This is a genomic window from Stenotrophomonas sp. Marseille-Q5258 (assembly GCF_946900935.1).
In the GTDB taxonomy this organism is placed as follows: Bacteria; Pseudomonadota; Gammaproteobacteria; order Xanthomonadales; family Xanthomonadaceae; genus Stenotrophomonas; species Stenotrophomonas nematodicola.
Genome location: NZ_CAMPPN010000016.1, coordinates 91,725 through 114,175, shown reverse-complemented (window position 1 = coordinate 114,175; position 22,451 = coordinate 91,725). Strand labels below are relative to the sequence as shown.

21 protein-coding genes are annotated in these 22,451 nt (G+C 67.1%); 3 read left to right on the top strand and 18 right to left on the bottom strand.

What is annotated here, in order from left to right:
* Positions 1-3 precede the first annotated feature (3 nt).
* Together OC534_RS12400 and OC534_RS12395 are read right to left on the bottom strand one after the other, a co-directional pair.
* Positions 4-408, bottom strand: a complete 405-nt coding sequence (locus tag OC534_RS12400; RefSeq protein WP_262071872.1) for a S4 domain-containing protein — start codon at positions 406-408, stop codon at positions 4-6.
* Positions 401-628: a hypothetical protein gene (locus OC534_RS12395; protein WP_229296448.1), complete on the bottom strand. Its 228-nt coding sequence runs from the start codon at positions 626-628 to the stop codon at positions 401-403. Before OC534_RS12395 ends, OC534_RS12400 begins: the two co-directional genes overlap by 8 nt.
* Before the next feature lie 139 nt (positions 629-767).
* On the opposite strand from OC534_RS12395, the gene OC534_RS12390 reads away from it, so the two are divergent.
* Positions 768-2,228, top strand: coding sequence for an MATE family efflux transporter (locus tag OC534_RS12390; RefSeq protein WP_262071871.1), 1,461 nt, complete (start codon positions 768-770; stop codon positions 2,226-2,228).
* 85 nt (positions 2,229-2,313) lie between these two features.
* On the opposite strand, the gene rplS is transcribed toward OC534_RS12390, so the two are convergent.
* The 8 genes from rplS to ffh all read right to left on the bottom strand — a co-directional run bounded on the left by rplS (position 2,314) and on the right by ffh (position 8,484).
* The gene (gene rplS / locus OC534_RS12385) at positions 2,314-2,721 is read right to left on the bottom strand and encodes a 50S ribosomal protein L19 (protein ID WP_017356065.1); all 408 of its coding nucleotides are present in this window, start codon (positions 2,719-2,721) and stop codon (positions 2,314-2,316) included.
* Between the two features lie 156 nt (positions 2,722-2,877).
* On the bottom strand, positions 2,878-3,636 hold the full coding sequence (gene trmD, locus OC534_RS12380; RefSeq protein ID WP_017356066.1) for a tRNA (guanosine(37)-N1)-methyltransferase TrmD: 759 nt from the start codon (positions 3,634-3,636) through the stop codon (positions 2,878-2,880).
* Positions 3,637-3,641: 5 nt separating this feature from the next.
* On the bottom strand, positions 3,642-4,154 hold the full coding sequence (rimM, locus tag OC534_RS12375) for a ribosome maturation factor RimM (protein ID WP_262071870.1): 513 nt from the start codon (positions 4,152-4,154) through the stop codon (positions 3,642-3,644).
* 42 nt (positions 4,155-4,196) lie between these two features.
* On the bottom strand, positions 4,197-4,457 hold the full coding sequence (rpsP, locus tag OC534_RS12370; RefSeq protein ID WP_017356068.1) for a 30S ribosomal protein S16: 261 nt from the start codon (positions 4,455-4,457) through the stop codon (positions 4,197-4,199).
* A gap of 124 nt (positions 4,458-4,581) precedes the next feature.
* Positions 4,582-5,370 (bottom strand): aminotransferase class IV family protein, encoded by a 789-nt coding sequence (locus tag OC534_RS12365; protein ID WP_017356069.1) that lies wholly within the window; start codon positions 5,368-5,370, stop codon positions 4,582-4,584.
* A complete protein-coding gene (locus OC534_RS12360) occupies positions 5,367-6,443 on the bottom strand; it encodes a nitronate monooxygenase (protein ID WP_166472756.1) in 1,077 nt (358 codons plus the stop codon). Before OC534_RS12360 ends, OC534_RS12365 begins: the two co-directional genes overlap by 4 nt.
* Before the next feature lie 75 nt (positions 6,444-6,518).
* Positions 6,519-6,953, bottom strand: a complete 435-nt coding sequence (locus tag OC534_RS12355; RefSeq protein ID WP_262071869.1) for a hypothetical protein — start codon at positions 6,951-6,953, stop codon at positions 6,519-6,521.
* 151 nt (positions 6,954-7,104) lie between these two features.
* Entirely contained in the window at positions 7,105-8,484 is a 1,380-nt protein-coding gene (gene ffh / locus OC534_RS12350; protein ID WP_017355335.1) for a signal recognition particle protein, read from the bottom strand.
* 131 nt (positions 8,485-8,615) lie between these two features.
* Between ffh and ccsA the strand changes: the two genes are divergently transcribed.
* Complete coding sequence (gene ccsA / locus OC534_RS12345) at positions 8,616-9,410, top strand: cytochrome c biogenesis protein CcsA (protein WP_017355334.1); 795 nt, start codon at positions 8,616-8,618, stop codon at positions 9,408-9,410.
* A gap of 4 nt (positions 9,411-9,414) precedes the next feature.
* On the opposite strand, the gene OC534_RS12340 is transcribed toward ccsA, so the two are convergent.
* The 4 genes from OC534_RS12340 to radA form a co-directional block, all read right to left on the bottom strand.
* Positions 9,415-9,888, bottom strand: a complete 474-nt coding sequence (locus OC534_RS12340) for a hypothetical protein (protein WP_262071868.1) — start codon at positions 9,886-9,888, stop codon at positions 9,415-9,417.
* A gap of 59 nt (positions 9,889-9,947) precedes the next feature.
* A complete protein-coding gene (locus tag OC534_RS12335) occupies positions 9,948-12,254 on the bottom strand; it encodes a hypothetical protein (protein ID WP_262071867.1) in 2,307 nt (768 codons plus the stop codon).
* A 45-nt stretch (positions 12,255-12,299) separates the two neighbouring features.
* Positions 12,300-14,156 carry an ATP-binding protein gene (locus OC534_RS12330; protein ID WP_017355331.1) on the bottom strand — a complete coding sequence of 619 codons (1,857 nt, stop codon included), beginning with the start codon at positions 14,154-14,156 and terminating at the stop codon, positions 12,300-12,302.
* A gap of 127 nt (positions 14,157-14,283) precedes the next feature.
* Complete coding sequence (radA, locus tag OC534_RS12325) at positions 14,284-15,660, bottom strand: DNA repair protein RadA (protein WP_017355330.1); 1,377 nt, start codon at positions 15,658-15,660, stop codon at positions 14,284-14,286.
* 149 nt (positions 15,661-15,809) lie between these two features.
* On the opposite strand from radA, the gene OC534_RS12320 reads away from it, so the two are divergent.
* Entirely contained in the window at positions 15,810-17,873 is a 2,064-nt protein-coding gene (locus OC534_RS12320) for a bifunctional diguanylate cyclase/phosphodiesterase (RefSeq protein WP_262071866.1), read from the top strand.
* A gap of 185 nt (positions 17,874-18,058) precedes the next feature.
* Here the strand turns inward: OC534_RS12320 and cyoD are convergent, their stop codons facing one another.
* From cyoD to cyoA, 4 genes are read right to left on the bottom strand one after another with little or no spacing between them, the layout of a single operon-like run.
* Entirely contained in the window at positions 18,059-18,409 is a 351-nt protein-coding gene (gene cyoD / locus OC534_RS12315) for a cytochrome o ubiquinol oxidase subunit IV (RefSeq protein WP_017355328.1), read from the bottom strand.
* Positions 18,409-19,050, bottom strand: coding sequence for a cytochrome o ubiquinol oxidase subunit III (gene cyoC, locus OC534_RS12310; protein WP_037590942.1), 642 nt, complete (start codon positions 19,048-19,050; stop codon positions 18,409-18,411). The genes cyoD and cyoC overlap by 1 nt, the downstream gene beginning before the upstream one ends.
* Positions 19,047-21,044: a cytochrome o ubiquinol oxidase subunit I gene (gene cyoB, locus OC534_RS12305; protein WP_026070658.1), complete on the bottom strand. Its 1,998-nt coding sequence runs from the start codon at positions 21,042-21,044 to the stop codon at positions 19,047-19,049. Before cyoB ends, cyoC begins: the two co-directional genes overlap by 4 nt.
* Positions 21,045-21,052: 8 nt before the next feature.
* Positions 21,053-22,129 carry a ubiquinol oxidase subunit II gene (cyoA, locus tag OC534_RS12300; protein ID WP_017355325.1) on the bottom strand — a complete coding sequence of 359 codons (1,077 nt, stop codon included), beginning with the start codon at positions 22,127-22,129 and terminating at the stop codon, positions 21,053-21,055.
* Between the last annotated feature and the right edge of the window lie 322 nt (positions 22,130-22,451).

Here is a 22,451-nt window from a genome sequence, read left to right as displayed (position 1 = left end):
CACTCAGATCGCGTCAATATCCCCCAACGCCCGGATCAACCGGCGCGCACGCTTGTCCGGCTTGTGCTCCGGCGGCTGGTAGCCATTCTTTGCGGCGGCACGCTGCGCTCGCAGTTCCGCCCGACGCGCGCGCGAGGCCTCGCTTTCTTCGTACAGCTGCTGCGCCACCGGCGCCGGCCCACGCAGGTCGCTCAGGCCGCGGACCTGCACCTCATAGGTTTCATCGCCTCGGCTGATCTGCAGCTGCTCGCCCACGCGCACCGCGCGCGAGGACTTGGGGCGTTGTCCGGCGACGTCGACCTTGCCGGTCTCCACCGCCTGCTTGGCCAGGCTGCGGGTCCTGTAGAAGCGCGCGGCCCACAACCAGACATCCAGCCGCACGGCGGCCACGGGTGTTGCGTCAGTCATTCTGCTTGCCCAGCTCCACGGCGTTGGCCGGTCGTCGATTCAGCGGTTGCGGTGCGTCCGGATTGCCACGGCAACCGGTGCCACCGATCAGTACCGGTACCCCGGCGTCCAGATCGCGGCGCTGGCTGCCAACCTGGCACTCGGGTCGGTCCATCGGCCGTACCTGGGCATCCCCCAGGCGGTCCGTACTCGAACATGCGGCCAGTGCACCGGCAATCAAGAGCGCAGTGCAGGAGCGCGCCCATACAGGCACGGTGGGAAGGGTCCGAAGGCGCGGATGAAACGGGTGTGGCATGGCGATATCCCGCTGACGGGCGTGGTGCTAGTGTGCCGCTCCCAGAGCCTGATCTCCAGAGCACATGGCCAAAGCGCCGCTTGACCTGACCACCGGCCCGATCGGGCGCAACCTGTTCCTGTTCGCCCTGCCGATCCTGGCCGGCAACATCGCCCAGTCACTGAACGGCTCGGTGAACGCGATCTGGGTTGGGCGCTTCCTTGGCGAGGCGGCGCTGACCGCCACCGCGAACGCCAACAGCATCATGTTCTTCCTGATCGGCTCGGTGTTCGGCATCGGCATGGCCGCCACCATCCTGATCGGCCAGGCGATGGGCGCGCGCGACCTGCCGCAGGCGCGCCGGGTGATGGGCACCAGTGCCACGTTCTTCATCGGGCTCTCGGTGGTCATCGCCATCGCCGGCTGGTGGCTGTCGCACCCCCTGCTGGCCGCGATGGGCACGCCCGCCACGTCGCTGCCGCTGGCCGAGGCCTATCTGCGCATCATTTTCCTGGCCATGCCCACGCTGTACGCGTTCGCTTTCCTCAGCTCGGCGCTGCGCGGCGTCGGCGACTCGCGCACGCCCTTCCGTTTCCTGCTGCTGTCGGTGGTGCTGGACATCGGCTTCAACCCGCTGCTGATCTTCGGCATCGGCCCATTCCCGGCACTGGGCATCGCCGGTGCCGCGTGGGCCACGCTGATCGCCCAGACCGTGTCGCTGCTTGGCCTGCTGCTGTACATGCGCAACAAGCGCCACGTGCTGTGGTTGGGCCGCAAGGACATGGCGCTGTTCAGGATCGACCCGGAGATCCTGCGCGCACTGGTGGTCAAGGGCATCCCGATGGGCCTGCAGATGGTGCTCATCTCCCTGTCGATGATCGTCACCGTGAGCATCGTCAACGGCTACGGCACCGATACCGCCGCTGCCTACGGCGCGTCGCTGCAGTTGTGGACGTACGTGCAGATGCCGGCAATGGCGATCGGCGCGGCCTGTTCGTCGATGGCCGCGCAGAACGTGGGCGCCGGCAACTGGAGCCGCGTGCGCGGCACCGCGCGCAGCGGCGTGCTCTACAACTTCCTGCTGACCGGCGCGCTGATCCTGCCGCTGATCCTGCTCGACCGCTACACCCTGGCGCTGTTCCTGCCCAGCGGCAGCGAAGCGCTCGACGTGGCCCGCCACCTCAACCACATCGCGGTGTGGTCGTTCCTGTTCTTCGGCGTGAACTTCGTGATCTCCGGCGTGGTGCGCTCCACCGGTGCGGTGATTCCGCCGCTGTTGATCCTGGCGGTGTCGCTGTGGGGCATCCGCGTGCCGTTCGCCGAGGGCATGCAGCCGTACCTGGGCGCTGACGCGGTGTGGTGGAGCTTCCCGGTCAGTTCGTTCTTCGCGATGCTGCTGTCGCTGGCCTACTACCGCTGGGGCGGCTGGCGCAAGGCGCGCATGCTGCCCGCCCATCGCGGGGAGTTGGCCGCCCCGTCGGAAGTCCCCTCGATGCCGCCGTCGCCGGTGGCCGATCCGGACCCGGCCGCCCCCACCCGCCCGTAACTGGATCGCGAAACGCAGACGGCCACCCGAAGGTGGCCGTCTGTTGGGCAGGTACCGACCCGGAGGCCGGTACACCACGCCGGAATTACTGGGCGGCCTTCGCAGCCAGGCGGGCAGCCTTGGCCTGCGCAGCGGCAGCCAGATCTTCCTTGATGCGGGCAGCCTTGCCTTCCAGGCCACGCAGGTAGTACAGCTTGCCGGCGCGGACCTTGCCGCGACGCTTCACTTCGACCGAGTCGATGATGGCGCTGTGGGTCTGGAAGACGCGCTCGACGCCGTAGCCGTGCGAGATCTTGCGGACGGTGAAGGCCGAGTTCAGGCCGGCGTTCTTGGTGCCGATCACGACGCCTTCGTAAGCCTGCACGCGCTCACGGTTGCCTTCCTTCACCTTCACGTTGACGACGACGGTGTCACCCTGGCTGAACTTCGGCAGTTCACGGGTAATCTGGGCGGATTCGAAATCCGAAAGAATGGTCTTGTTCAGCTTGCTCATGGGTGCACCGATAGTGTTCGGGTGGTCGTGTCGTTCGACAACGTGGGCTCATGCAGTCACCGGACTGTGCTGCACGTTTTTTGTAGGGATTCCGCCAACCAGCCCCCAAGAGGGGCGATGGCAATCCCGCATTCTAATCCAGGAAACGCCGCCACGCTAGGGGGCGGCATCTCCGCTGTGGGCCTGCCGGGCCTGCTCGAGCAGGAGCCGGTCGGCCTTGGACAACCGGCTTTCGTCCAGCAGGTCCGGGCGACGCAACCAGGTCCGCAGCAGCGACTGCTGGCGGCGCCAGCGGGCGATGGCGGCATGGTTGCCCGAGCGCAGCACATCGGGGACCGTGCCCCATTCATGCTGTGCCGGATGACTGTAGTGCGGGCAGTCCAGCAGCCCCTGCGGGCCTTCGAAACTGTCCTGGGCCGCCGATTCGGCATCGCCGAGGGCACCCTCCTGCAACCGGGTGACGGCATCGACGATCACCGCCGCGCCCAGCTCGCCGCCGGACAGCACGTAGTCGCCGATCGAGATTTCCTCGGTGACCTCGGCCGCCAGGAAACGCTCGTCCACGCCTTCATAGCGCCCGCACAGCAGGATCATGCGCGGCAGTGCCGCCAGTTCCCGCACCTTGGCCTGGGTCAGCGGCTGGCCCTGCGGGCTCAGATAGATCACCGGCGCCGGCGCCGGGTCGGCCGCCTTGGCGGCCGCCAGGCAGGCGCGCAGCGGCTCGATCAGCATGACCATGCCGGGGCCGCCGCCGAACGGACGGTCGTCCACCCGGCGGTAGTTGCCCTCGGCGTAATCGCGCGGATTCCAGCCATGCAGGTCGAGCAGGCCGCGTTCGGCGGCACGGCCGACCACGCCCAGCGCGGCCGACTGCGCCATGAACTCGGGGAACAACGTGATGACGTCGATACGCACCGGCGTCAGAACTCCGGATCCCAGTCGACGATGACCAGATTGGCCTCGAAATCCACCGACACCACGAAGTCCGGCTGCACGAACGGAATCATCCGCTCACGGTCGCCCTGCACCACCACCACATCGTTGGAGCCGGTCGAGAACAGGTGCGACACCCGGCCCAGCTCGACGCCCTCGACGGTGCGCACCTGCAGCCCTTCCAGATCGACCCAGTAATACTCGTCGGCCTTCGGGGGCGGCAGCGCGCTGCGCGGCACACAGACTTCGGTCCCGTACATCGACTCGACCACATCGCGATCGGTGACATCGGGGAACACCGCGACCAGATGCTTGCCGGACTGACGTCCGCGCGCCCCGGTCAGGGTGCGTTCCTGGCCGGCGGGCGACCGCAGGATCCAGGGTTGATAGTTGAAGATGGCGGTACGCGGCTCGGTCCAGGACTCGAGCTTGATCTCGCCTCGCACACCAAAAGCGCCGACAATCCTGCCCAGCAGGATGCGGCGCTCGGTATCTTTCATCTGAATAGACCGGTGGGCCGCGGCAGGCGCGGCCCTTCAGGATCAGGCCGCAGAGGCCTGGGCCTTGGTCGCTTCCTTGTACAGGTTGCGGACCTTGTCGGTCATCTGGGCGCCGTTGGCGACCCACTTGTCGACCAGCGGCAGGTCCAGCACGATGCGGGATTCCGCACCCTGGGCCACCGGGTTGTAGTAGCCGACGCGCTCGATGTTGCGGCCGTCACGGGCGCTGCGCGAGTCGGTCACGATGATGTGGTAGAACGGACGCTTCTTGGCGCCGCCGCGGGTCAGTCGAATCTTGACCATGATGTTGCTTCCTCAATTGCCCAGTCGCCAGGATGGCGCGGTAAGCCGGCGATTATAGCGGCGCACCCGGGCCATTCCAAGCCTGCCCCGGCCGGAAAAGCTGAACAGCCCCTTTACCCGGCGGTTACCCGCCCAACGGCTGCCACGGCACCGCCGCCAGGACGGCCCGCGCCCGCGCGCACAGCGCCTCGGAGTCCGGCAGCACCCGCCCATCGATCCGTGAAATCGGCCAGACCCCGACCGAGTTGCAGGCGAACGCGCCGCTGAACCCGGGCAGCGCCGCCAGCTCGACCGGCCGGCGCTGCTGGTCCCCGTTCCATCCCGCCTGCAGCAGGCGCTCATGGGTGCCGCGCAACGCCGGCGCCTGCGGCCACACCAGGGTGTCGCCGGCGGACAGGCCGATGTTCCAGGTGGTGCCCTCGCTGATGACACCCCCGTCGCCGACGAACAGTGCATCGTCGGCTCCGGCCTGCAGGGCCGCACGGCGATGCTCGAACAGTGGAAACGTGCCCACGTGCTTGAGGTGCGGCAGGTCGCGCTGGTAGCGCACCGTGCGCAGACAGCGCGAGGCCGCCGGCAGCGTCACCGGCGCGGCAACCGCGATCAGCACGTCCACCGGTACCGCCTGCAGCGGCTGGCGGAAATCGAAGCAGTGCGAATACACCGTCACCCGCAGCGATGCATCGCGCACGCCCGCAGCGTGCAGCGCGTGCCACATCCAGGCCTGGACCTGGGCGGTATCGAGCGTGCTGGCGAACAGTTCCTGCGTCCCCTGCTGCAGCCGCTGCAGGTGCAGGTCCAGCCCCTGTACGGCCCCGTCGCGTACCTGCAGCGAGGTGAAATGGCCGTAATTGGTCAGTGCGCCGGCCAGGTCGTCGGCACTGGCAGACAGGCCGTTGCAGTACAGCTTCATGCCAGCAGCGCCCGGGCCTGCGCCCACATCTGCGTGAGCACCTCGGCTGCGGGGCGGGCCGGCGCCATCCACGCCGACTGCCCGGCCCAGGCCTGCATCGCGTCGAGGCGGTGCTCCCGGCTGGCCTGCGCGCGCATCGGCGCGGTGAGGCCGCGCTGCACCGGATATGGCCGCGGCGGGGGCGCGCCGGGGGCCGCCGCCGCGCGAACATAGGCAGTGGCCAGACCCCGGCCGAGGCGGCCGCTGAAGGCGCGCGTCGGCCAGGTGTCTTCCGGTTCGGCGGCGGCCAGCGCCTGCGACCAGGCCGGATCGAGCGCGCATTCGGGCGTGCGCAGGAAGGCGGTGCCTACCTGGACCGCGCTGGCGCCCAGCATCAGCGCGGCGGCAACGCCGCGGCCATCGGCAATGCCGCCGGCCGCGATCACCGGCACCTGCAGGTGGTCAACCAGCCGCGGCAGCAGCGCGAACAGTCCCACCTGCTGGCGTTCGGCCGCAGCGGGATCGAACGCACCGCGATGGCCACCGGCTTCACATCCCTGCGCGACCACCGCATCGGCACCGGCGGCCTGCGCCGCCAGCGCCTCGGCCAGCGTCGTCGCACAGGCGAACCAGGCAATGCCCACGTCCTTCAGCCGCTGCACCTGGGCGGCGGAGAACACCCCCATGATGGTGGAGGCAACCGCCGGCCGCGCCTGGATCAGCGCGTCGAACTGGGCATCGATATCGGCCGGGCTGGCGTCACCGGCACTGGCCGGCACCTCCGGGCCCCATTGCGACAGAAACGCCCGGGTCGCCGCCTCGCCGTCCGCATCGCGCGCGGGCAGCGGATCGGGAATCCAGACATTGACCTGCGCAGGCCCGCTGGACCGAGCGCGGAAGTCGTCCATCCACGCCACGATGTCCTGCGGCTGGGACAGCACCGCGCCCATCGCGCCCATGCTGCCGGCCGTGGCCAGCGCCGCCGACAACGGCACCGGGCAGGCACCGGCCATCGGGGCGAGCAGGATCGGCGCCTGCAAGGCAAAACGCCGACAGAAACTGTCGGCGCGTTCGAGGATCGGCGAAAGACTCACGCGCGGCGCACCTGTAGGGTCAGACCCGGCCAGCATACGCCGCACCGCCCTGCCCGGCATGCACGCCGGCAGGAGTCAGCGCGCCGACACCGCGTAGGTGCGGACCAGCTGACTGTCCATTTCTTCGTTGAACGTGAAGGTGACATAGCGCGCGTCGTCGGCGGCGAATTCTTCGTCGACCACGGCCCGGCCGATCTCGGTGCCATCGGCATCCAGCGCGCGCGCCACCAGCCTGCCCTTGAACGGCTTGTCGGCCATCACGTACACCGCTGCGTCCTTGGAGCCCATGCCACGGCTCTTGCCCTGGGTCACGGTCAGGCCGCGTGCGGCCAGACCCGGGTCGGTCTGCAGCGTCACGCTCATGCGCTTGTCCACGCCCTCACCCAGGCCGGCGACGAAATCGGCGGCGGTGCCGCTGATCGCACTGCCTGCCTTCTGCGACATCGACGTGTCGTCCTTGCAGGCGGTCAGCGCCAGGACCAGCGCCACCACCACGATCGACTTGTTCACGGGCATTCCTTTGAGTGATCCAACAGCGGGCTAGTCAAGCACCCCGGCCCAGACGCTGGCAAGAGGCAAAAGCGCACGCGGGTGACGCGTGCGGCCATTTCGTAGAAGCAGAGGCGGCGCGGGGCCCGAAGGCCGGCCGCGCACAGGGCACTCAGCGGAACGGCAGGCCGCCGCGGCCGCCCATCGCGCCCATCATCCCCTTCATGCTGCGCATCATGCCCTTCATGCCGCCGCCGGCCATCTTGCTCATCATCTTTTCCATCTGCTGGAACTGCTTCATGAGCTTGTTGACGTCGGCCGGGGTCAGGCCGGAACCGCGGGCGATGCGGGCGCGGCGCGAGCCGTTGAGCAGGCCCGGATTGCGCCGTTCCTTCTTGGTCATCGAGTTGATGATGGCGATCATGCGCGGCACTTCCTTGCCCTGGCTGACCTGCTGCTTGAGGTGCTCGGGGATCTGGCCCAGGCCCGGCAGCTTGTCCATCAGCCCGCCGATGCCGCCCATGTTCTGCATCTGCTCGAGCTGGTCGCGCATGTCGTTGAGGTCGAACTTCTTGCCCTTGGCGACCTTCTCGGCCAGCTTGGCCGCCTTGTCCTTGTCGACCTGCTGCTCGACCTGTTCCACCAGCGACAGCACATCGCCCATGTCCAGGATGCGGCTGGCCAGACGATCGGGGTGGAACACGTCCAGGCCGTCGGGCTTTTCGCTGACGCCGACGAACTTGATCGGCTTGCCGGTGATGTAGCGCACGCTCAGCGCGGCACCGCCGCGGGCATCGCCATCGGTTTTGGTCAGCACCACGCCGGTCAGCGGCAGCGCTTCGCCGAAGGCCTTGGCGGTGTTGGCCGCGTCCTGGCCGGTCATGGCATCGACCACGAACAGCGTTTCAGCCGGGTTGACCGCTGCGTGCAGGGCCTTGATCTCGGCCATCATCGCGTCGTCGATGGCCAGGCGACCGGCGGTATCGACCAGCAGCACGTCCACGAAGGACTTGCGCGCATCGTCGATGGCGGCACGGACGATGGCCTCCGGCTTCTGGTCGGCGGTGGACGGGAAGAACAGCACGCCGACCTGGTCGGCCAGGGTCTTGAGCTGCTCGATCGCGGCCGGACGGTAGACGTCGGCCGACACCACCATCACCTTCTTCTTGCGCTTTTCCTTCAGGTGCTTGGCAAGCTTGCCCACCGTGGTGGTCTTGCCCGCGCCCTGCAGGCCGGCCATCAGGATGATCGCCGGGGCCGGCACGTTGAGGTTGAGGTCGGAGGCGGCCGAACCCATCACCGTGGTGAGCTCGTCGCGCACCACCTTGATCAGGGCCTGGCCCGGGGTCAGCGACTTGAGCACTTCCTGGCCGACCGCGCGCACCTTGATGCGCTCGATCAGGGCCTGTACGACCGGCAGCGCGACGTCGGCCTCGAGCAGGGCGATGCGGACTTCGCGGGTGGCCTCGCGGATGTTTTCCTCGGTGAGGCGACCGCGGCCGCGCAGCCGCTCGATGGTGCCGGAGAGGCGCTGGGTCAGGGACTCGAACATGGAGGCAACCTGTTCAGAACGAAAGACAAAGAGACCGACAGTATAGCGGGTCCGCTGCGGCCGCCGGATCGCCGCTGCGGCCTGTCGCCGCAGGCATCGCCAGCATCCCGGGGGTATGCGAAACTGACACGATGACAATCGTTCTCATCGCCACCCTGCTCTACCTGACCGCGACCGGCCTGCTGGTGCGCGCGGTGAGCCGCGATGACGGCCCGCGCTCGCCGGCCTGGTTGTGGCCGGCCCTGCCGGCGATGCTGCTGCATGGCAGTTACCACGTTCTGGTGGCCATGCGCACCAGCGGCGGACCAGACATGCACTTCTTCGCGGCGCTGTCGCTGGTCGGGCTGGGCATGGCCTGGCTGACCTCGCTGGTGGCCGCCCGGGGCCGGATGGCCGCACTGGGCGTGCTGGTGTTCCCGATGGCCGCGGCGGTGCTGTGCATCTACCACGGCTACGGCCATGAGCCGAGCCGCCCGCTGGGCTGGCAGCTCGCCACCCATGCCTGGATGGCGCTGCTGGCCTACGCCACGCTGAGCGTGGCCGCGCTGCTGGCGATCATGCTGTGGCTGCAGGAACGCGCCCTGCGCCGGCGCGACTTCCGGCCCTGGCTGCGTGCGCTGCCGCCGCTGGCCGACCTGGAAGCGCTGCTGTTCCGGGTGATCACCGTCGGATTCGCCCTGCTCACCCTGACCCTGGTCACCGGCGTGCTGTTCGTCGACGATCTGCTGGCGCAGAAGCTGGTGCACAAGACCGTGCTCAGCATCCTGTCGTGGATCGTGTTCGGCACGCTGCTGATCGGCCGCCGCCGCTATGGCTGGCGCGGCGCCAAGGCCGTCCACTGGACCCTGACCGCGATGGGCCTGCTGCTGCTGGCGTTCTTCGGCAGCCAGTTCGTGATCGAACTGGTGTTCGGCCACGCGCGCTAGTCGCCTACAGCGGTTCGGTCAGTTGATCGCGCAGGCGGCTGCCGCGCTGGGTGGTCATGTCGTCCACGCCCCAGCACCCATCGCCGCGCTGGCGTAGCGACAGCAGGACGCGGTACGGCTCACCCCATACCGCATAACGCACCTCCACCGTGGCGACGTCGGCGGCGCTGCCCGCCACGCGCGCGAACGCGAACGGCGCGTCGATCTCGCCATCCTGGCCGTCCAGCCACGGATCGCTGTCCAGATGGCAGATGCCCTGCTCGCGCTCCTGGCAGTCGCGCTCCTCGGCGAACAACCTGCCCAGCGCGGGCGTCAACACCTCCGCCGGCGTCGCCAGCAGGCCGTCCATGCTGGCCTGCTGGAACCGGCGCGCCACCACCACCGGGTCGTCGCACACCTGCCCGGCCTGCGCTGTCGGCGCGCAGAGCAGCGCCACTGCCAGGCCACCACACACCCGCGTCCACTGTGACATCCGCATACCTCGTCTCCTTCCCTGTCGATGGGCCGGGCGCCCCGTTGGCGCGCCCGGCCCGGCCATCACAGACCGTAACGCTCGATCACGTCCAGGTGGCGCTGCGCGTCCTGGTCGCAGGCTTCGGCCAGGCGCAGCCAGCACAGCTGGTGCGGCCACTGCGCGGTCGCGTCGAGCAGGAACCGGTGCAGGTCCAGCGACGGCTGTTCCTGCGGCTGCGCCACGGTGAACAGCACGCCCGGCAGTGGCACATCGTCGCCTTCGGCATCGGTGAGCTGGTAGTCGTCCGGACTATGCGTCCACAGCTTCCAGCCACGGGCCTCGACCGCCTCGGCGAAGGCACTCCACGCGTCTTCGCCCGGATGCACGCCATCCACCAGCCAGCTGCCCGCATAGCCACCACTTTCAAGCAGATGGACCTCGGCATAGGTGGGCATGAAGCGCTCGCGCTCCTGCTCGTCCTCCGGCGCCGGATGCACCAGCTCGGCGTCGAACACCACCCAGTCGTCCACGCGCTGGCGGCGGTTGGCCGGCGCGTTCTCGACAATCCGCGCGGTGACCGGGCCGGTGCGGCGCGCATAGTATTCGATCGGCTCGCCACCGTCGGTGCAGCGGATGATCACCCAGCCGAAGGATTCCTCGACCGGGCCGTCGGTGCTGTCCAGCTCCATGCCGATGGCCGCTGCCGAGCCACGCACGGCCGCCCAGTCGCGGGCGGCACTGGCGGCGGTCATGTGATCCCAATGCGCGCTGCGCGGTTCCTCCAGCACCTCGGTGAGGTGGCGGTACTGCACGGCGGCATCCTGGAAGCGCTGCATCGCCATCAAGGCCACGCCCAGCAGGTTGCGCGCACCATGCGACTGCGGCGACAGCGCCAGCAGCGCGCTGCACGCCTGCTCCAGCGTGGCCCAGTCGGACAGCTTGTGTGCCATCTGCGCCTGGCACCACAGTGCGAACACCGGCACCTGCGCCTGGTAATGCTGCATCAGGCGGTCCAGCCCGGCCTGGTCGCCACGCTGCACCAGCAGGCGCAGGAGCGAGTACGCCGGGGCGGCATCCTCATGCGGGTGGCGCTCGACAAACGCCCACAGCAACGCGATGGCCTCTTCCTCCGCACCACAGGCGTTCAGCGCCGAGGCGGCGACATCCAGCATGGCTGCGTCGTCGGGACGCTGCTCCACGCCCTGCAGAAGCCATTGCGCCTCGCGCTCCGGATCACGCCCATCGCCCTGCTCGCCCTGTTCAACCAGCCAGTCGAGCAGGCCTTCGGCAGGAACAGGCAACGCGGCGGTGCTGGGAGCGGCATCGATCCGTGCGGCCATCGCGGCGATCGCATCGCTGGCGCCGCGGTCCTGGCGCAGTTGGCCCACGTGCTGGCGGGCCAGTGCCAGGTGACGGCGCGCGGTCCACACCGCACCGCGCTGCAGCGCCATGTCCACGCACAGCCCGGCGATTTCGATCACGAAGCGATGTGCACCGACCTCGGCGTAATGCGCCAGGGTCGCGTTGAGGCGGCGCCCCAGATCCCAACTGTTGCGCTCGGGCGCATTGCGCACCAGCAGCGCCACGGTGTGCGCCCACATGCGACGGTAATTGGGCGACAGCTGGTTGAACGGTACCAGCGATGCCAGCGCCTCCTCGTCGCGGCCCAGCTGCGCCAGTGCCCACGCGCGCGACAGCTTGCGCGGAACAGTGCAGTTGGCAGGCTCGTAGTCACCTTCGGCGTCCACTTCGGCCTGTCGCACATCGATCAACGCCAGCGCCTCGGCCGCGCGGCCGCTGGCGAGCAGGATCTTGATGCGCATCTCCGGGAAGCTGTCGTATACCTTGCCGCCGTGCGCCAGCACGGTACCGGCCTGCACATCGAGATAATCCAGCGCGCCCTGGCTGTTGCCGTCATCGAGCAGTGCATCGGCCTTCTCGCAGCTCAGGCACTGGAAGCACGCCCAGCTCGGATTGATCCGCGCCAGCGTTTCCTCGCAGACCTCGATGCGCTCGGGCACCCAGCCGGGGCCATCGATGTTGCCGTAACAGGCCGCCAGGTCCTGGGTCACGCAGATCGACTGCGGGCACTCCACCGTATCGGCACGGTGGGCGCGTTCGAACAGCGCCACGGCGTCGCCCAGCGCCGACTCGCCTTCCAGTCGGTTGCCGACGCGGTTGCGCATGTCCCAGTGGCCGACAAACACCTCCAGCCACGGATTGCCCAGCGTTTTGCCCAGCGCACGCGCTTCGGGCAGCAGGGCATCCACGCGGTCCATGCGCAGTTCGCAGACCTCATCGGTCAAGCGCGTCAGCAGCTGCGCGCTCTGCGCCTGCCCGGCTTCGCCGAGATCGTCCTGCAGTTTTTCAACCCAATTCCAGATATCCATGCGGTCGTGCCGTCCTGTGGTGCGTAACGTTGAAGAAAGGGAGGGTCAGCGCGCCTGCAGCATCTGCTGCAGGGCATCGGCGATGTCGCCGAACGCGCGGTTGAGATCGGTGCTGGCCGCGCCGCCGTCCTGTGCGCGGCCCTGCGCGCTGACGATCACCTTCAGCGAGCGCAGCAGGCGTGCAGCGGACGCGGCCTGCGGGTTGCCGGCGCGCATCGCCGCCAGCAGCGCCTGCACGGCGGGGTTGTCCAGGTTGAGGTAAAGGCGCGACGGGGCGCGCGCCACGATCCGGGCGGTGAACTGTCGCGCCAGCCGCAGCGCGGCCATCGACACGCGCTTGTCGTTCTCGTCGTCCTCCAGACGGCGTTTCAGCTCGGCCTCGCGATCGGGCACCACCACCACCGGCAGTTCAGACGGGCTGAAATGCGCCGGCAGCAACTGCTCGCCGTCACCCAGATGGGTCTGCAGCCAGTCCATTTCGGCATCGGGCAGCGTATCGGTGCGGAACAGCGCGCGGTTGCCCTGCTCGGTGCCCAGCTCCACCAGGCGCATGCCCTTGGCCTGGGTCCAGCGGCGAAGGAACGGCACCACCGCGTAACGGTTGCCATGCGCCACCGGCACGCCCATCGCACGGAACAGCATTTCCTCGAACCCGCCGCCGCTGTCCAGGATCACGTGGACCGCACCGCGCGACGGCAGTTCGCTGGCCTTGATGTCACCCTGCGAACTGGGCACGCGCACGTGTTCGAGCAGCAGCTGGAACAGGCGGTCGTCGCAAAGCGACGCCCCGAGCAGCGCTTCGTTGTGCCGCACCAGAATGCGTCGCCATGCTTCGGGCTGCTGGCGTGCGATCTCCACCAGCCCATCGATCAGGGCCTCTCCCAGCGCATGCTGCACGGCGCTGTAGGTTTCATCGCGCTGCAGGTCTTCGCGGCTGGCGGTGGGCGTCAACCGGCTCGATTCGATCACCCCGCCGATGAAACCGGCCCACGGTGGCAGCAGATCGCGTGCGTCGTCGTCGAGCAGCATGCCGCGCACGAACACCGAGAGATTGCGGTTGTCACTGGTGCCGTAAGTGGCACCGTCCTGTACCCAGAGCAGGCCCACCGCATCGCTGCCGCCATCGGCGCGCAACGGCATGCAGGCGATCGGCTCGAAGCTGCGTTCGAAGTGCGCGGCAAACTCCAGGCCACGGCGCTGCGCCTGCAGCGGGTGCATGACCACACCGGCCTGTGGTCGCCACGGCGGCGGCTCGGGATTGATCGCGCGCGCATCCTGGCCAATGTGGATCGGCTCCCCCAGCAACGCGCAGTACCGGCCGAGGATGTCGCGCAGGTTCTGCTCCTGCGCCAGATGCACGTAGCTGCTGTGCAGCTCGAGGATCACCTCGGTCCCCACCGCACGGGCCGGCATCGGTGACACCGTGTACTGCTCGGCATTGCTGGACACGTAGCAGTGGCCCAGCGTCGGCTGCTGGTAGGAGGTGGTGCGCACGGTGACCCGGCGTGCCAGCACGAACGCGGACAGGAAGCCCAGCCCGAACATGCCGATCAGCCCCTCGTCGTCTTCACCCGCCTGGCGCAGGCCACGGGTGTAGCCCACGCCGACCGTGGCCAGGTAATCGTGGATTTCCTGCTGGGTCAGGCCGGCACCGGTATCGATGATGCGCACGATGCCGTTGACGGCATCGCCATGCACTTCAATCCGGCCCGGGTCCTGCCAGTCGGCCTGCTCCAGGCGCCGCCGCACCAGTGAATCGTGCGCGTTCTGCACCAGTTCGCGCAGTGCCACCACCGGGGTGGAATACAGATGCTTGCCAAGGACAGTCATCAATCCGTTGAGGTCGACACCGGCGCGACGGATCTCGCTGGCGCCCTGTACATCCAGGGGAGTCTCTTGCATGTAATCGTTTTCTCTGGCGGGCGCACCCCGGCCGGGATGCGCGCTGGAACGAGGATTTCGGGAAAGGAAACCTAGCACAGCCCGGCCACGCATTGCCTGCGCGGCGCGGGCGTCGGAAACAGCCCGTTCAGATCGCGTCGATGGCCTCGGACAGCCGCTCCACCGCGATCACCTCCATGCCCTTCACGCTTCCGGCCTTGGGCGCATTGGCTTTGGGCACGATGGCGCGCTTGAAGCCATGCGTGGCGGCCTCGCGCAGCCGGTCTTCGCCATTGGGCACCGGGCGGATCTCGCCGGACAGACCCACCTCGCCGAACGCGATGGTCTTTTCGGCCAGCGGGCGGTCCTGCAGCGAGGACAACACCGCCAGCAGCACCGGCAGGTCGACCGCGGTCTCCTGTACGCGGATGCCGCCGACCACATTGACGAACACGTCCTGGTCGCCGACCAGGACGCCGCCGTGACGGTGCAGCACGGCCAGCAACATGGCCAGCCGGTTCTGCTCCAGGCCCACCGCCACCCGGCGCGGGTTGGACAGTGGCGAGGCGTCGACCAGCGCCTGCACTTCCACCAGCAACGGCCGGGTGCCCTCGCGGGTGACCATGACGCAGCTGCCGGGCTGGCGCGTACTGCCACCGGACAGGAAGATCGCCGAGGGATTGGAGACTTCCTTCAGCCCTTTCTCGCCCATCGCGAACACGCCCAGTTCGTTGACCGCACCAAAGCGGTTCTTGAACGCGCGCAGCAGGCGGAAGCGGCTGCCGCTCTCGCCTTCGAAATACAGCACCGCATCGACCATGTGCTCGAGCACGCGCGGGCCGGCAATGCCGCCCTCCTTGGTCACGTGCCCGACCAGGAACACCGCGGTGCCGGTTTCCTTGGCAAATCTGACCAGCCGGGCCGCGCTTTCGCGCACCTGGCTGACCGAGCCAGGTGCGGCGGTCAGCGATTCGGTCCACAGCGTCTGCACCGAGTCGGCAACCATCAGCTTCGGCTTGGCCACGCTGGCATGCCTGAGGATCGCCTCGATCCCGGTCTCGGCCAGCGCATTGACCCCGTCCAGCGGCAGATCCAGACGCACCGCCCGTCCGGCCACCTGCGACAGCGACTCCTCACCGGTGATATACAGCACCGGCAAGGACGCGGCCATCTTCGCCACGGCCTGCAGCAGCAGGGTGGATTTGCCGATGCCCGGATCGCCGCCGACCAGTACCACCGCGCCCTCCACCAGACCACCGCCGAGCACGCGGTCGAACTCGCCGATACCGGTGCTCACCCGCAGGTGTTCGGTCTGCTGCACATCCTTGAGCGCCATGATCTGCGGGGCATCGACCTTGCCGGCCCAGCCCGAGCGTCGCGCCGCCGGCGACTTGGCGGCGGCGGCGCTTTCCAGCACCACCTCGCCAAGCACGTTCCAGACCCCGCATTCGGTGCACTGGCCCTGCCACTTGCTGTATTCCGCGCCGCATTCGCTGCAGACGTAGGCGGTGAGCCTCTTGGCCATGTCCACTTCCACTTCATCGTCAGGCGGTCAGGATAGCCGAGCCGCGTCGCAGCATCCGAGACGCGGCGCGCACGGACCTAAAGAATCCGGCGCCGGTGCCGATACCCCGGCGCACTCCTGCACCCCCTCCGCTCCCCAGGTTTTCTTTCATGTCCGGCACCTACAGCCAGAGTCTTGTCGTGTTCTCGCTGCTGGTCGCCATCCTCGCCTCCTACACGGCGCTGGACATGGCCGGCCGACTGGCCAGCACGCAGGGGCGCGTGGCACGCTGGTGGCTGGCCGGCGGCGCCGTCGCGATGGGCCTGGGCATCTGGTCGATGCACTTCATCGGCATGCTCGCCTTCGACCTGCCGATTCCGGTCGGCTACGACCTGGCGATCACCCTGTACTCGCTGGCCGTCTCGGTCGGCGCCTCGGCCTATGCGCTGTGGCTGGTCTCCCGCCCGCACCTGCCCTGGGCGCGCCTGGGCGCCGGCGCGGTTCTGATGGGCCTGGGCATCGCGGCGATGCACTACCTGGGCATGGCGGCACTGCAGATGCAGCCGGGCATCACCTACGATCCCCTCTGGTTCACCGCCTCCATCGTGATCGCCATCGCGGCCTCCGGCGCGGCATTGTGGATCGCCTTCCGCCTGCGCGGCGAACAGCGCCGCCCGTTCCTGCTGCGCGGCGCCGCCTCGCTGGTGATGGGCCTGGCGATCGTGGGCATGCACTACACCGGCATGGCGGCCGCCAGCTTCCCGCCCGGCAGCATCTGCGGCGCGGCCTATGGCGAGGGCATCGACAGCAAATGGCTGGCGGTGCTGGTGATCGTCACCACACTGGCCACACTGGGTATTGCCCTGATCGCGTCCGTGTTTGATCGCCAGATGCGCACCCGCACCGGCCTGCTCGCGGACTCGCTGGCGCAGGCCAACGAAAAGTTGATCCAGGCTGCCCTGCATGACCCGCTGACCCAGTTGCCGAACCGGATGCTGCTGCAGGACCGTATCGAGCAGGCGATCGAGAAGGCGCGTCGGCGCCAGTTCACCTTCGCGGTGATGTTCTGCGATCTGGACGGTTTCAAGACCATCAATGACGCCTACGGCCACCAACTCGGCGACAAGCTGCTGATCCAGATGAGCCAGCGCGTGGCCGCGCTGCTGCGCGCCCAGGACACCTTCGCGCGTCTGGGCGGCGACGAGTTTGTCATCGTGTTCCAGGTCGACGCGCCGGAAGATGCCGCCGTGGTGGCCGAGCGCATCATCGCCACCATCGCCGAACCCTTCGTGATCGACGCGCTGGAGCTGCAGGTCAGCGCCAGCCTGGGCATCGCGCTGTACCCGGCCGATGCCACCAGCGAACGCGACCTGATGGCGCATGCCGATGCCGCCATGTACCACACCAAGGAATCCGGCCGTAACGGCTATACGTTCTTTACGCAGTCGCTCAACGTCAGCGCCAACCGCCAGCTCAAGCTGCTGCAGGAGCTGCGCAAGGCCGTGATCCGCAACGAACTGGTGCTGCACTACCAGCCCAAGTTCCCGGCCAACGGCCAGGCCCTGACCGGTGCGGAGGCACTGGTGCGCTGGCAGCATCCGGAGCTGGGGCTGCTGTCACCGGATGCCTTCATTCCGTTGGCCGAGCGCAGCGGGCTGATCCTGCAGATCGGCGACTGGGTGCTGGACCGCGCCTGCGCGCAGCTGCGCCAATGGCACGACGCGGGCCACGCGGACTGGTCGATGGCGGTCAATCTCTCGCCCCTGCAGTTTGGCTCCAGCACCCTGCTCGAGACCGTGCGCGGCACGCTGGAGCGCCATGCGCTGGCGCCGCGCTGGCTGACCCTGGAAGTGACCGAAACCACAGCGATGAAGGACGTCGAGGCCAGCCTGCAGATCCTCCACGGGCTGACCGCAATGGGCGTGAACATTTCCATCGACGACTTCGGCACCGGCTATTCCAGCCTGCTGTACCTCAAGCGCATGCCAGCCACCGAGCTGAAGATCGACCGGGCGTTCGTGCATGACCTGGAAGAAAACGCCGAAGACGCGGCGATCGTCTCCTCGATCATCGCCCTCGGCCGCTCGCTGCAGCTGCGGATCGTCGCCGAAGGCGTGGAAACCGACGGCCAGCGCCAGTACCTGAGCGATCTCGGCTGCGATCTGCTGCAGGGCTACCACCTCGGCAAACCCGTGGGTGCCGAGGAGTTCCTGCGGTTGGCGCGCCCCGCGTGAGGGGCTGTGGCGACCGGCGGTCGGCACCTACAGCCGCCACCGGCCTCCCTCGGCGTATGCGACACCCGGGGTAGAGCCGACCGTTGGTCGGCTGCCCTTCGCTCCGGCACCGGCACCGCCCCCTCACCCAACGAACAGAAAGGCCGCCCGGAGGCGGCCTTTCTGCATGCCGGGGTCCGAAGACCTCAATGCATCATATGCACGTTCATGTTGTGCATGACCCACAGCGAACCGGCGACGATGATGCCGATCACCACGACGGTGAAGGCCGCCGCGCTGACGTTCCAGCGCTGTTCGGAGGAGCGGTCCAGGTGCAGGAAGAACACCAGGTGCACCAGAATCTGCAGCACCGCGGTGATCACGATGATGATGCCGGTGGTCAGACGCGGCAGGTCGCCGTGCATGACGGCCCAGAACGGGATGATGGTCAGCACTGCAGCCAGCAGGAAACCGATCAGGTACGACTTGACGCTGCCGTGGCTCTCACCGCCGGCGCTGTGGCCGTGGTCGTGTGCGTGATTGTCATGTGCGGACATTACAGCGCTCCATTCAGATAGACGACGGAGAACACGCCGATCCAGATCAGATCCAGGAAGTGCCAGAACAGGCTCAGGCACGCCATGCGGGTCTTGTTGGTCGGGGTCAGGCCGTTCTGCTTGATCTGGATGAACATGATCAGCAGCCACAGCAGGCCCGCGCTCACGTGCAGACCGTGGGTACCGACCAGCGCGAAGAACGCCGACAGGAACGCACTGTGGTCCGGACCGTAGCCCTGATGGATCAGGTGGTTGAACTCCCACACTTCCATGACCATGAAGCCGAAGCCCAGCAGCCAGGTGATGGCCAGCCACAGGTACATCTGGCCGACCTTGTGCTTGTGCATGGCAATCATGCCCAGACCGAACGTCAGCGAGGACACCAGCAGCAGCGTGGTTTCCCACGCCACGAACGACAGTTCGAACAGGTCCTTCGGACCCGGGCCGCCGTTGGTACCGCCGGACAGCACGATGTAGGTGGCAAACAGCGTGGCGAAGATGAGGCAGTCGCTCATCAGGTACACCCAGAAACCGAAGACGGTATTGCCGCCGGTGTCGTGGTGCTCGTGGTCATCATGGCCGTGGGCCGCCGCATGCGCGGCGTGCCCGTGGTTCATGGTGTTGGGGATAGTGCTGCTCATGCCTTCAGCTCCGATTTCACCAGGCCCTGCGCCACCAAGTGGCGACGGTGCTCATTCTCGATCCGCTCCACTTCGGCGGCCGGCACGTAGTAATCCACGTCCTTGTCGAAGGTGCGCCAGATGAAGGTGCCGATCATGCCGATCATGCCCACGATGGCCAGCCACCAGATGTGCCAGATCATCGCAAAGCCGAACACCAGGCTGAAGGCGCCGATCACCACACCGGTGCCGGTGTTGCGCGGCATGTGGATGTCGGTGTACCTGGCCGGGCGTTCCCACGCCTCACCACGCTGCTTGCGCTCCCAGAACTCGTCCAGTTCGTTGACGCGCGGCAGCGAGCCGAAGTTGTAGAACGACGGCGGCGAAGAGGTTTCCCACTCCAGCGTACGGGCATCCCACGGGTCGCCGGTCAGGTCGGCGGTCTTCTTGCGGTCGCGGATCGACACGGCGATCTGGATGACCTGGCACAGGATGCCGGCACCGATGATGAAGGCACCAAACATGGCGATGATCAGCAGCGGCTGGTACTCCATGTTCGGGTAGCTCTGCATGCGGCGGGTCATGCCCATGAAGCCCAGGATGTACAGCGGCATGAACGCCACATAGAAGCCGATGAACCAGCACCAGAACGCGCGCTTGCCCCAGGTTTCGTTGAGACGGAAGCCGAACATCTTCGGCCACCAGTAGGTGATGCCGGCGAACATGCCGAACACCACGCCGCCGATGATGACGTTGTGGAAGTGGGCGATCAGGAACAGGCTGTTGTGCAGCACGAAGTCGATGGCCGGGATCGCCAGCATCACGCCGGTCATGCCGCCGATGGTGAAGGTGACCATGAAGCCGATGGTCCACAGCACCGGGGTGGTGAACTGCACGCGACCGCGGAACATGGTGAACAGCCAGTTGAAGATCTTCACGCCGGTGGGAATGGAGATGATCATCGTCGTGATGCCGAAGAAGGCATTGACGTTGGCACCCGAGCCCATCGTGAAGAAGTGGTGCAGCCACACGATGAACGACAGGACGCCGATGCACGCCGTCGCGTAGACCATGCCCTTGTAGCCGAACAGCGCCTTGCGCGAGAACGTGGCGATGACTTCGGAGAACACGCCGAATGCCGGCAGAACCAGGATATAGACTTCCGGGTGACCCCAGATCCAGATCAGGTTGATGTACAGCATGGCGTTGCCGCCACCGTCATTGGTGAAGAAGTGCGTGCCCAGGTAACGGTCCAGGGTCAGCAGCACCAGGGTGATGGTCAGCACCGGGAAGGCGGCGATGATCAGCACGTTGGTGACCAGCGCGGTCCAGGTGAACACCGGCATCTGCATCAGCTTCATGCCGGGGGTGCGCATCTTCAGGATGGTAATGAAGAAGTTGATGCCGCTCAGCGTGGTACCCAGGCCGGCGACCTGCAGGCCCCAGATGTAGTAATCGACACCCACCCCTGGACTGTATTCCTTGCCCGACAACGGCGGGAAGGCAAGCCAACCGGTCTGCGCGAACTCACCCACGCCCAGCGAGATCATCACCAGGCCCGCGCCCGCCACGAACAGCCAGAAGCTGAGCGAGTTGACGAACGGGAAGGCGACGTCGCGTGCGCCGATCTGCAGCGGCACCACGACGTTCATCAGGCCGGTGATCAGCGGCATCGCCACGAAGAAGATCATGATCACGCCGTGGGCGGTGAAGATCTGGTCGTAGTGATGCGGCGGCAGAACGCCCTCGGCACCGCCGGCCGCCATCGCCTGCTGCACACGCATCATGATCGCGTCGGCAAAGCCGCGCAGCAGCATGACGAAGGCGACAACGAGATACATCACGCCGATCTTCTTGTGGTCGACCGAGGTGAACCACTCTTTCCAGAGATAGCCCCACAACTTGAACTTGGTGATCAGGGCCAGCAGCAGCAGGCCACCGATGCCCGCGCCGATCAGCGTGGTGATGATGATCGGGTCGTGCGGGATGTCGGCAAATGTCAGTTTACCCAACAGATTCATGCTCATTCTCCCGAGCCGCCGTGGCCGGTGTGACCGGCGGCGGCGTGCTCGTCTGCAGTGTGTTCGGCATGCGCGTCGGCGGCGCCGGCCGCATGGCCGGCGTGCGCGTCGGCAGCGTCATGACCCTCGGCCATGCCCGGCATGGCGTGGCCTTCGTGGCTTTCGCCCTCGGCGCCGTCATGCTTCATGGCCTTGTGGTCGTGCTTCATGCCGTAGTGCTGGTTGTCGCCCATGTGCTTGGCGATCACCCAGTCGAACAGGCCAGCCTCGACGGTGCCGTAGTAGGTCACCGGGTGCCAGTCGTGGTTCTTCTCGGCGCCCAGCGCGTTGAACGCGGCCTTGTCCAGGCTGCCACGCTCGGCACGCACCTTGGTCAGCCACGCCTGGTACTGCGCGTCGGTCACCGAGTGGGCACTGAAATGCATCTTGCTGAAGCCCGCGCCGCTGTAGTGCGAGGACATGCCCGGGAATTCGCCGGTCTCGTTGGCGATCAGATGGAGTTTGGTCTCCATCGCCGTCATCGAGTAGATCATGCTGCCCAGGTGCGGGATGAAGAATGCATTCATCACCGAATCGGACGTGATCTTGAAATTCAGCGGGGTATCGACCGGGAAGGTGATCTCGTTGACCGTGGCGATCTTCTCTTCCGGATAGATGAACAGCCACTTCCAATCCAGCGAAATGGCCTCGATCACCACCGGCTTCTTGTCGGAAACAAGAGGACGGTACGGATCCAGCGCGTGCGAGGAGCGCCAGGTAAGGACCGCCAGCACCAGCACGATCATGCACGGAATCGACCACACCACCACTTCGATCGCGGTGGAGTGCGACCACTTCGGCTCATAGCGGGCCTTGGTGTTGGACGCACGGTACTTCCACGCGAAGGCCAGGGTCATGACGATGACCGGCACGACGACCAGCAGCATCAGCACGGTAGCCGTGATCAGCAGCGTCTTCTCATCGTGGCCGATCTGGCCCTTGGGGTTGAGGATGGCCGAGTTGCAGCCCGTGAGGAACACGGACAACGCAAACAGCAGGCCCGGACGCAAAAAGCGTCCAAGGGGTTTCAACGGAATCATCGGTCGATCCAATTGCGTAGGGAATGCAGGTCAGGCCCGCCCCACCCCGGCCAAAGCCGGTTGTGCCGGTCCAGGGGGACGGGCACAGGGACGTTCTTGTCAGCCCTCTAATTTTAGGCCGTCACGCACCATTTAAGAAAGGCATTGACAATGATCCAGCGCAGAAAAGCCCTGTTTTGGGCTGCGACACGTTGTCGCACCGCGCGCAGAGCGCCCGGATCGGGGGCCGGCACCTCCACTCTGTTCAGGTATAGACACGTTGTCCAGCCCCCTATGAACGGAGTCGATTCTTCCGCCGACTCCCGGCTACAATCTTGACGCT

Excerpts from the sequence above, each read along its gene's own strand:
- rimM (WP_262071870.1), bottom strand. The coding sequence starts at position 4,154 with ATGAAAGATACCGAGCGCCGCATCCTGCTGGGCAGGATTGTCGGCGCT.
- OC534_RS12335 (WP_262071867.1), bottom strand. The coding sequence starts at position 12,254 with ATGGATATCTGGAATTGGGTTGAAAAACTGCAGGACGATCTCGGCGAA.
- cyoA (WP_017355325.1), bottom strand. The coding sequence starts at position 22,129 with ATGATTCCGTTGAAACCCCTTGGACGCTTTTTGCGTCCGGGCCTGCTG.
- rpsP (WP_017356068.1), bottom strand. The coding sequence starts at position 4,457 with ATGGTCAAGATTCGACTGACCCGCGGCGGCGCCAAGAAGCGTCCGTTC.
- radA (WP_017355330.1), bottom strand. The coding sequence starts at position 15,660 with ATGGCCAAGAGGCTCACCGCCTACGTCTGCAGCGAATGCGGCGCGGAA.
- OC534_RS12365 (WP_017356069.1), bottom strand. The coding sequence starts at position 5,370 with ATGAAGCTGTACTGCAACGGCCTGTCTGCCAGTGCCGACGACCTGGCC.
- OC534_RS12390 (WP_262071871.1), top strand. The coding sequence starts at position 768 with ATGGCCAAAGCGCCGCTTGACCTGACCACCGGCCCGATCGGGCGCAAC.
- rplS (WP_017356065.1), bottom strand. The coding sequence starts at position 2,721 with ATGAGCAAGCTGAACAAGACCATTCTTTCGGATTTCGAATCCGCCCAG.
- cyoC (WP_037590942.1), bottom strand. The coding sequence starts at position 19,050 with ATGAGCAGCACTATCCCCAACACCATGAACCACGGGCACGCCGCGCAT.
- cyoD (WP_017355328.1), bottom strand. The coding sequence starts at position 18,409 with ATGTCCGCACATGACAATCACGCACACGACCACGGCCACAGCGCCGGC.
- OC534_RS12330 (WP_017355331.1), bottom strand. The coding sequence starts at position 14,156 with ATGCAAGAGACTCCCCTGGATGTACAGGGCGCCAGCGAGATCCGTCGC.
- ffh (WP_017355335.1), bottom strand. The coding sequence starts at position 8,484 with ATGTTCGAGTCCCTGACCCAGCGCCTCTCCGGCACCATCGAGCGGCTG.
- ccsA (WP_017355334.1), top strand. The coding sequence starts at position 8,616 with ATGACAATCGTTCTCATCGCCACCCTGCTCTACCTGACCGCGACCGGC.
- OC534_RS12400 (WP_262071872.1), bottom strand. The coding sequence starts at position 408 with ATGACTGACGCAACACCCGTGGCCGCCGTGCGGCTGGATGTCTGGTTG.
- OC534_RS12320 (WP_262071866.1), top strand. The coding sequence starts at position 15,810 with ATGTCCGGCACCTACAGCCAGAGTCTTGTCGTGTTCTCGCTGCTGGTC.
- OC534_RS12340 (WP_262071868.1), bottom strand. The coding sequence starts at position 9,888 with ATGCGGATGTCACAGTGGACGCGGGTGTGTGGTGGCCTGGCAGTGGCG.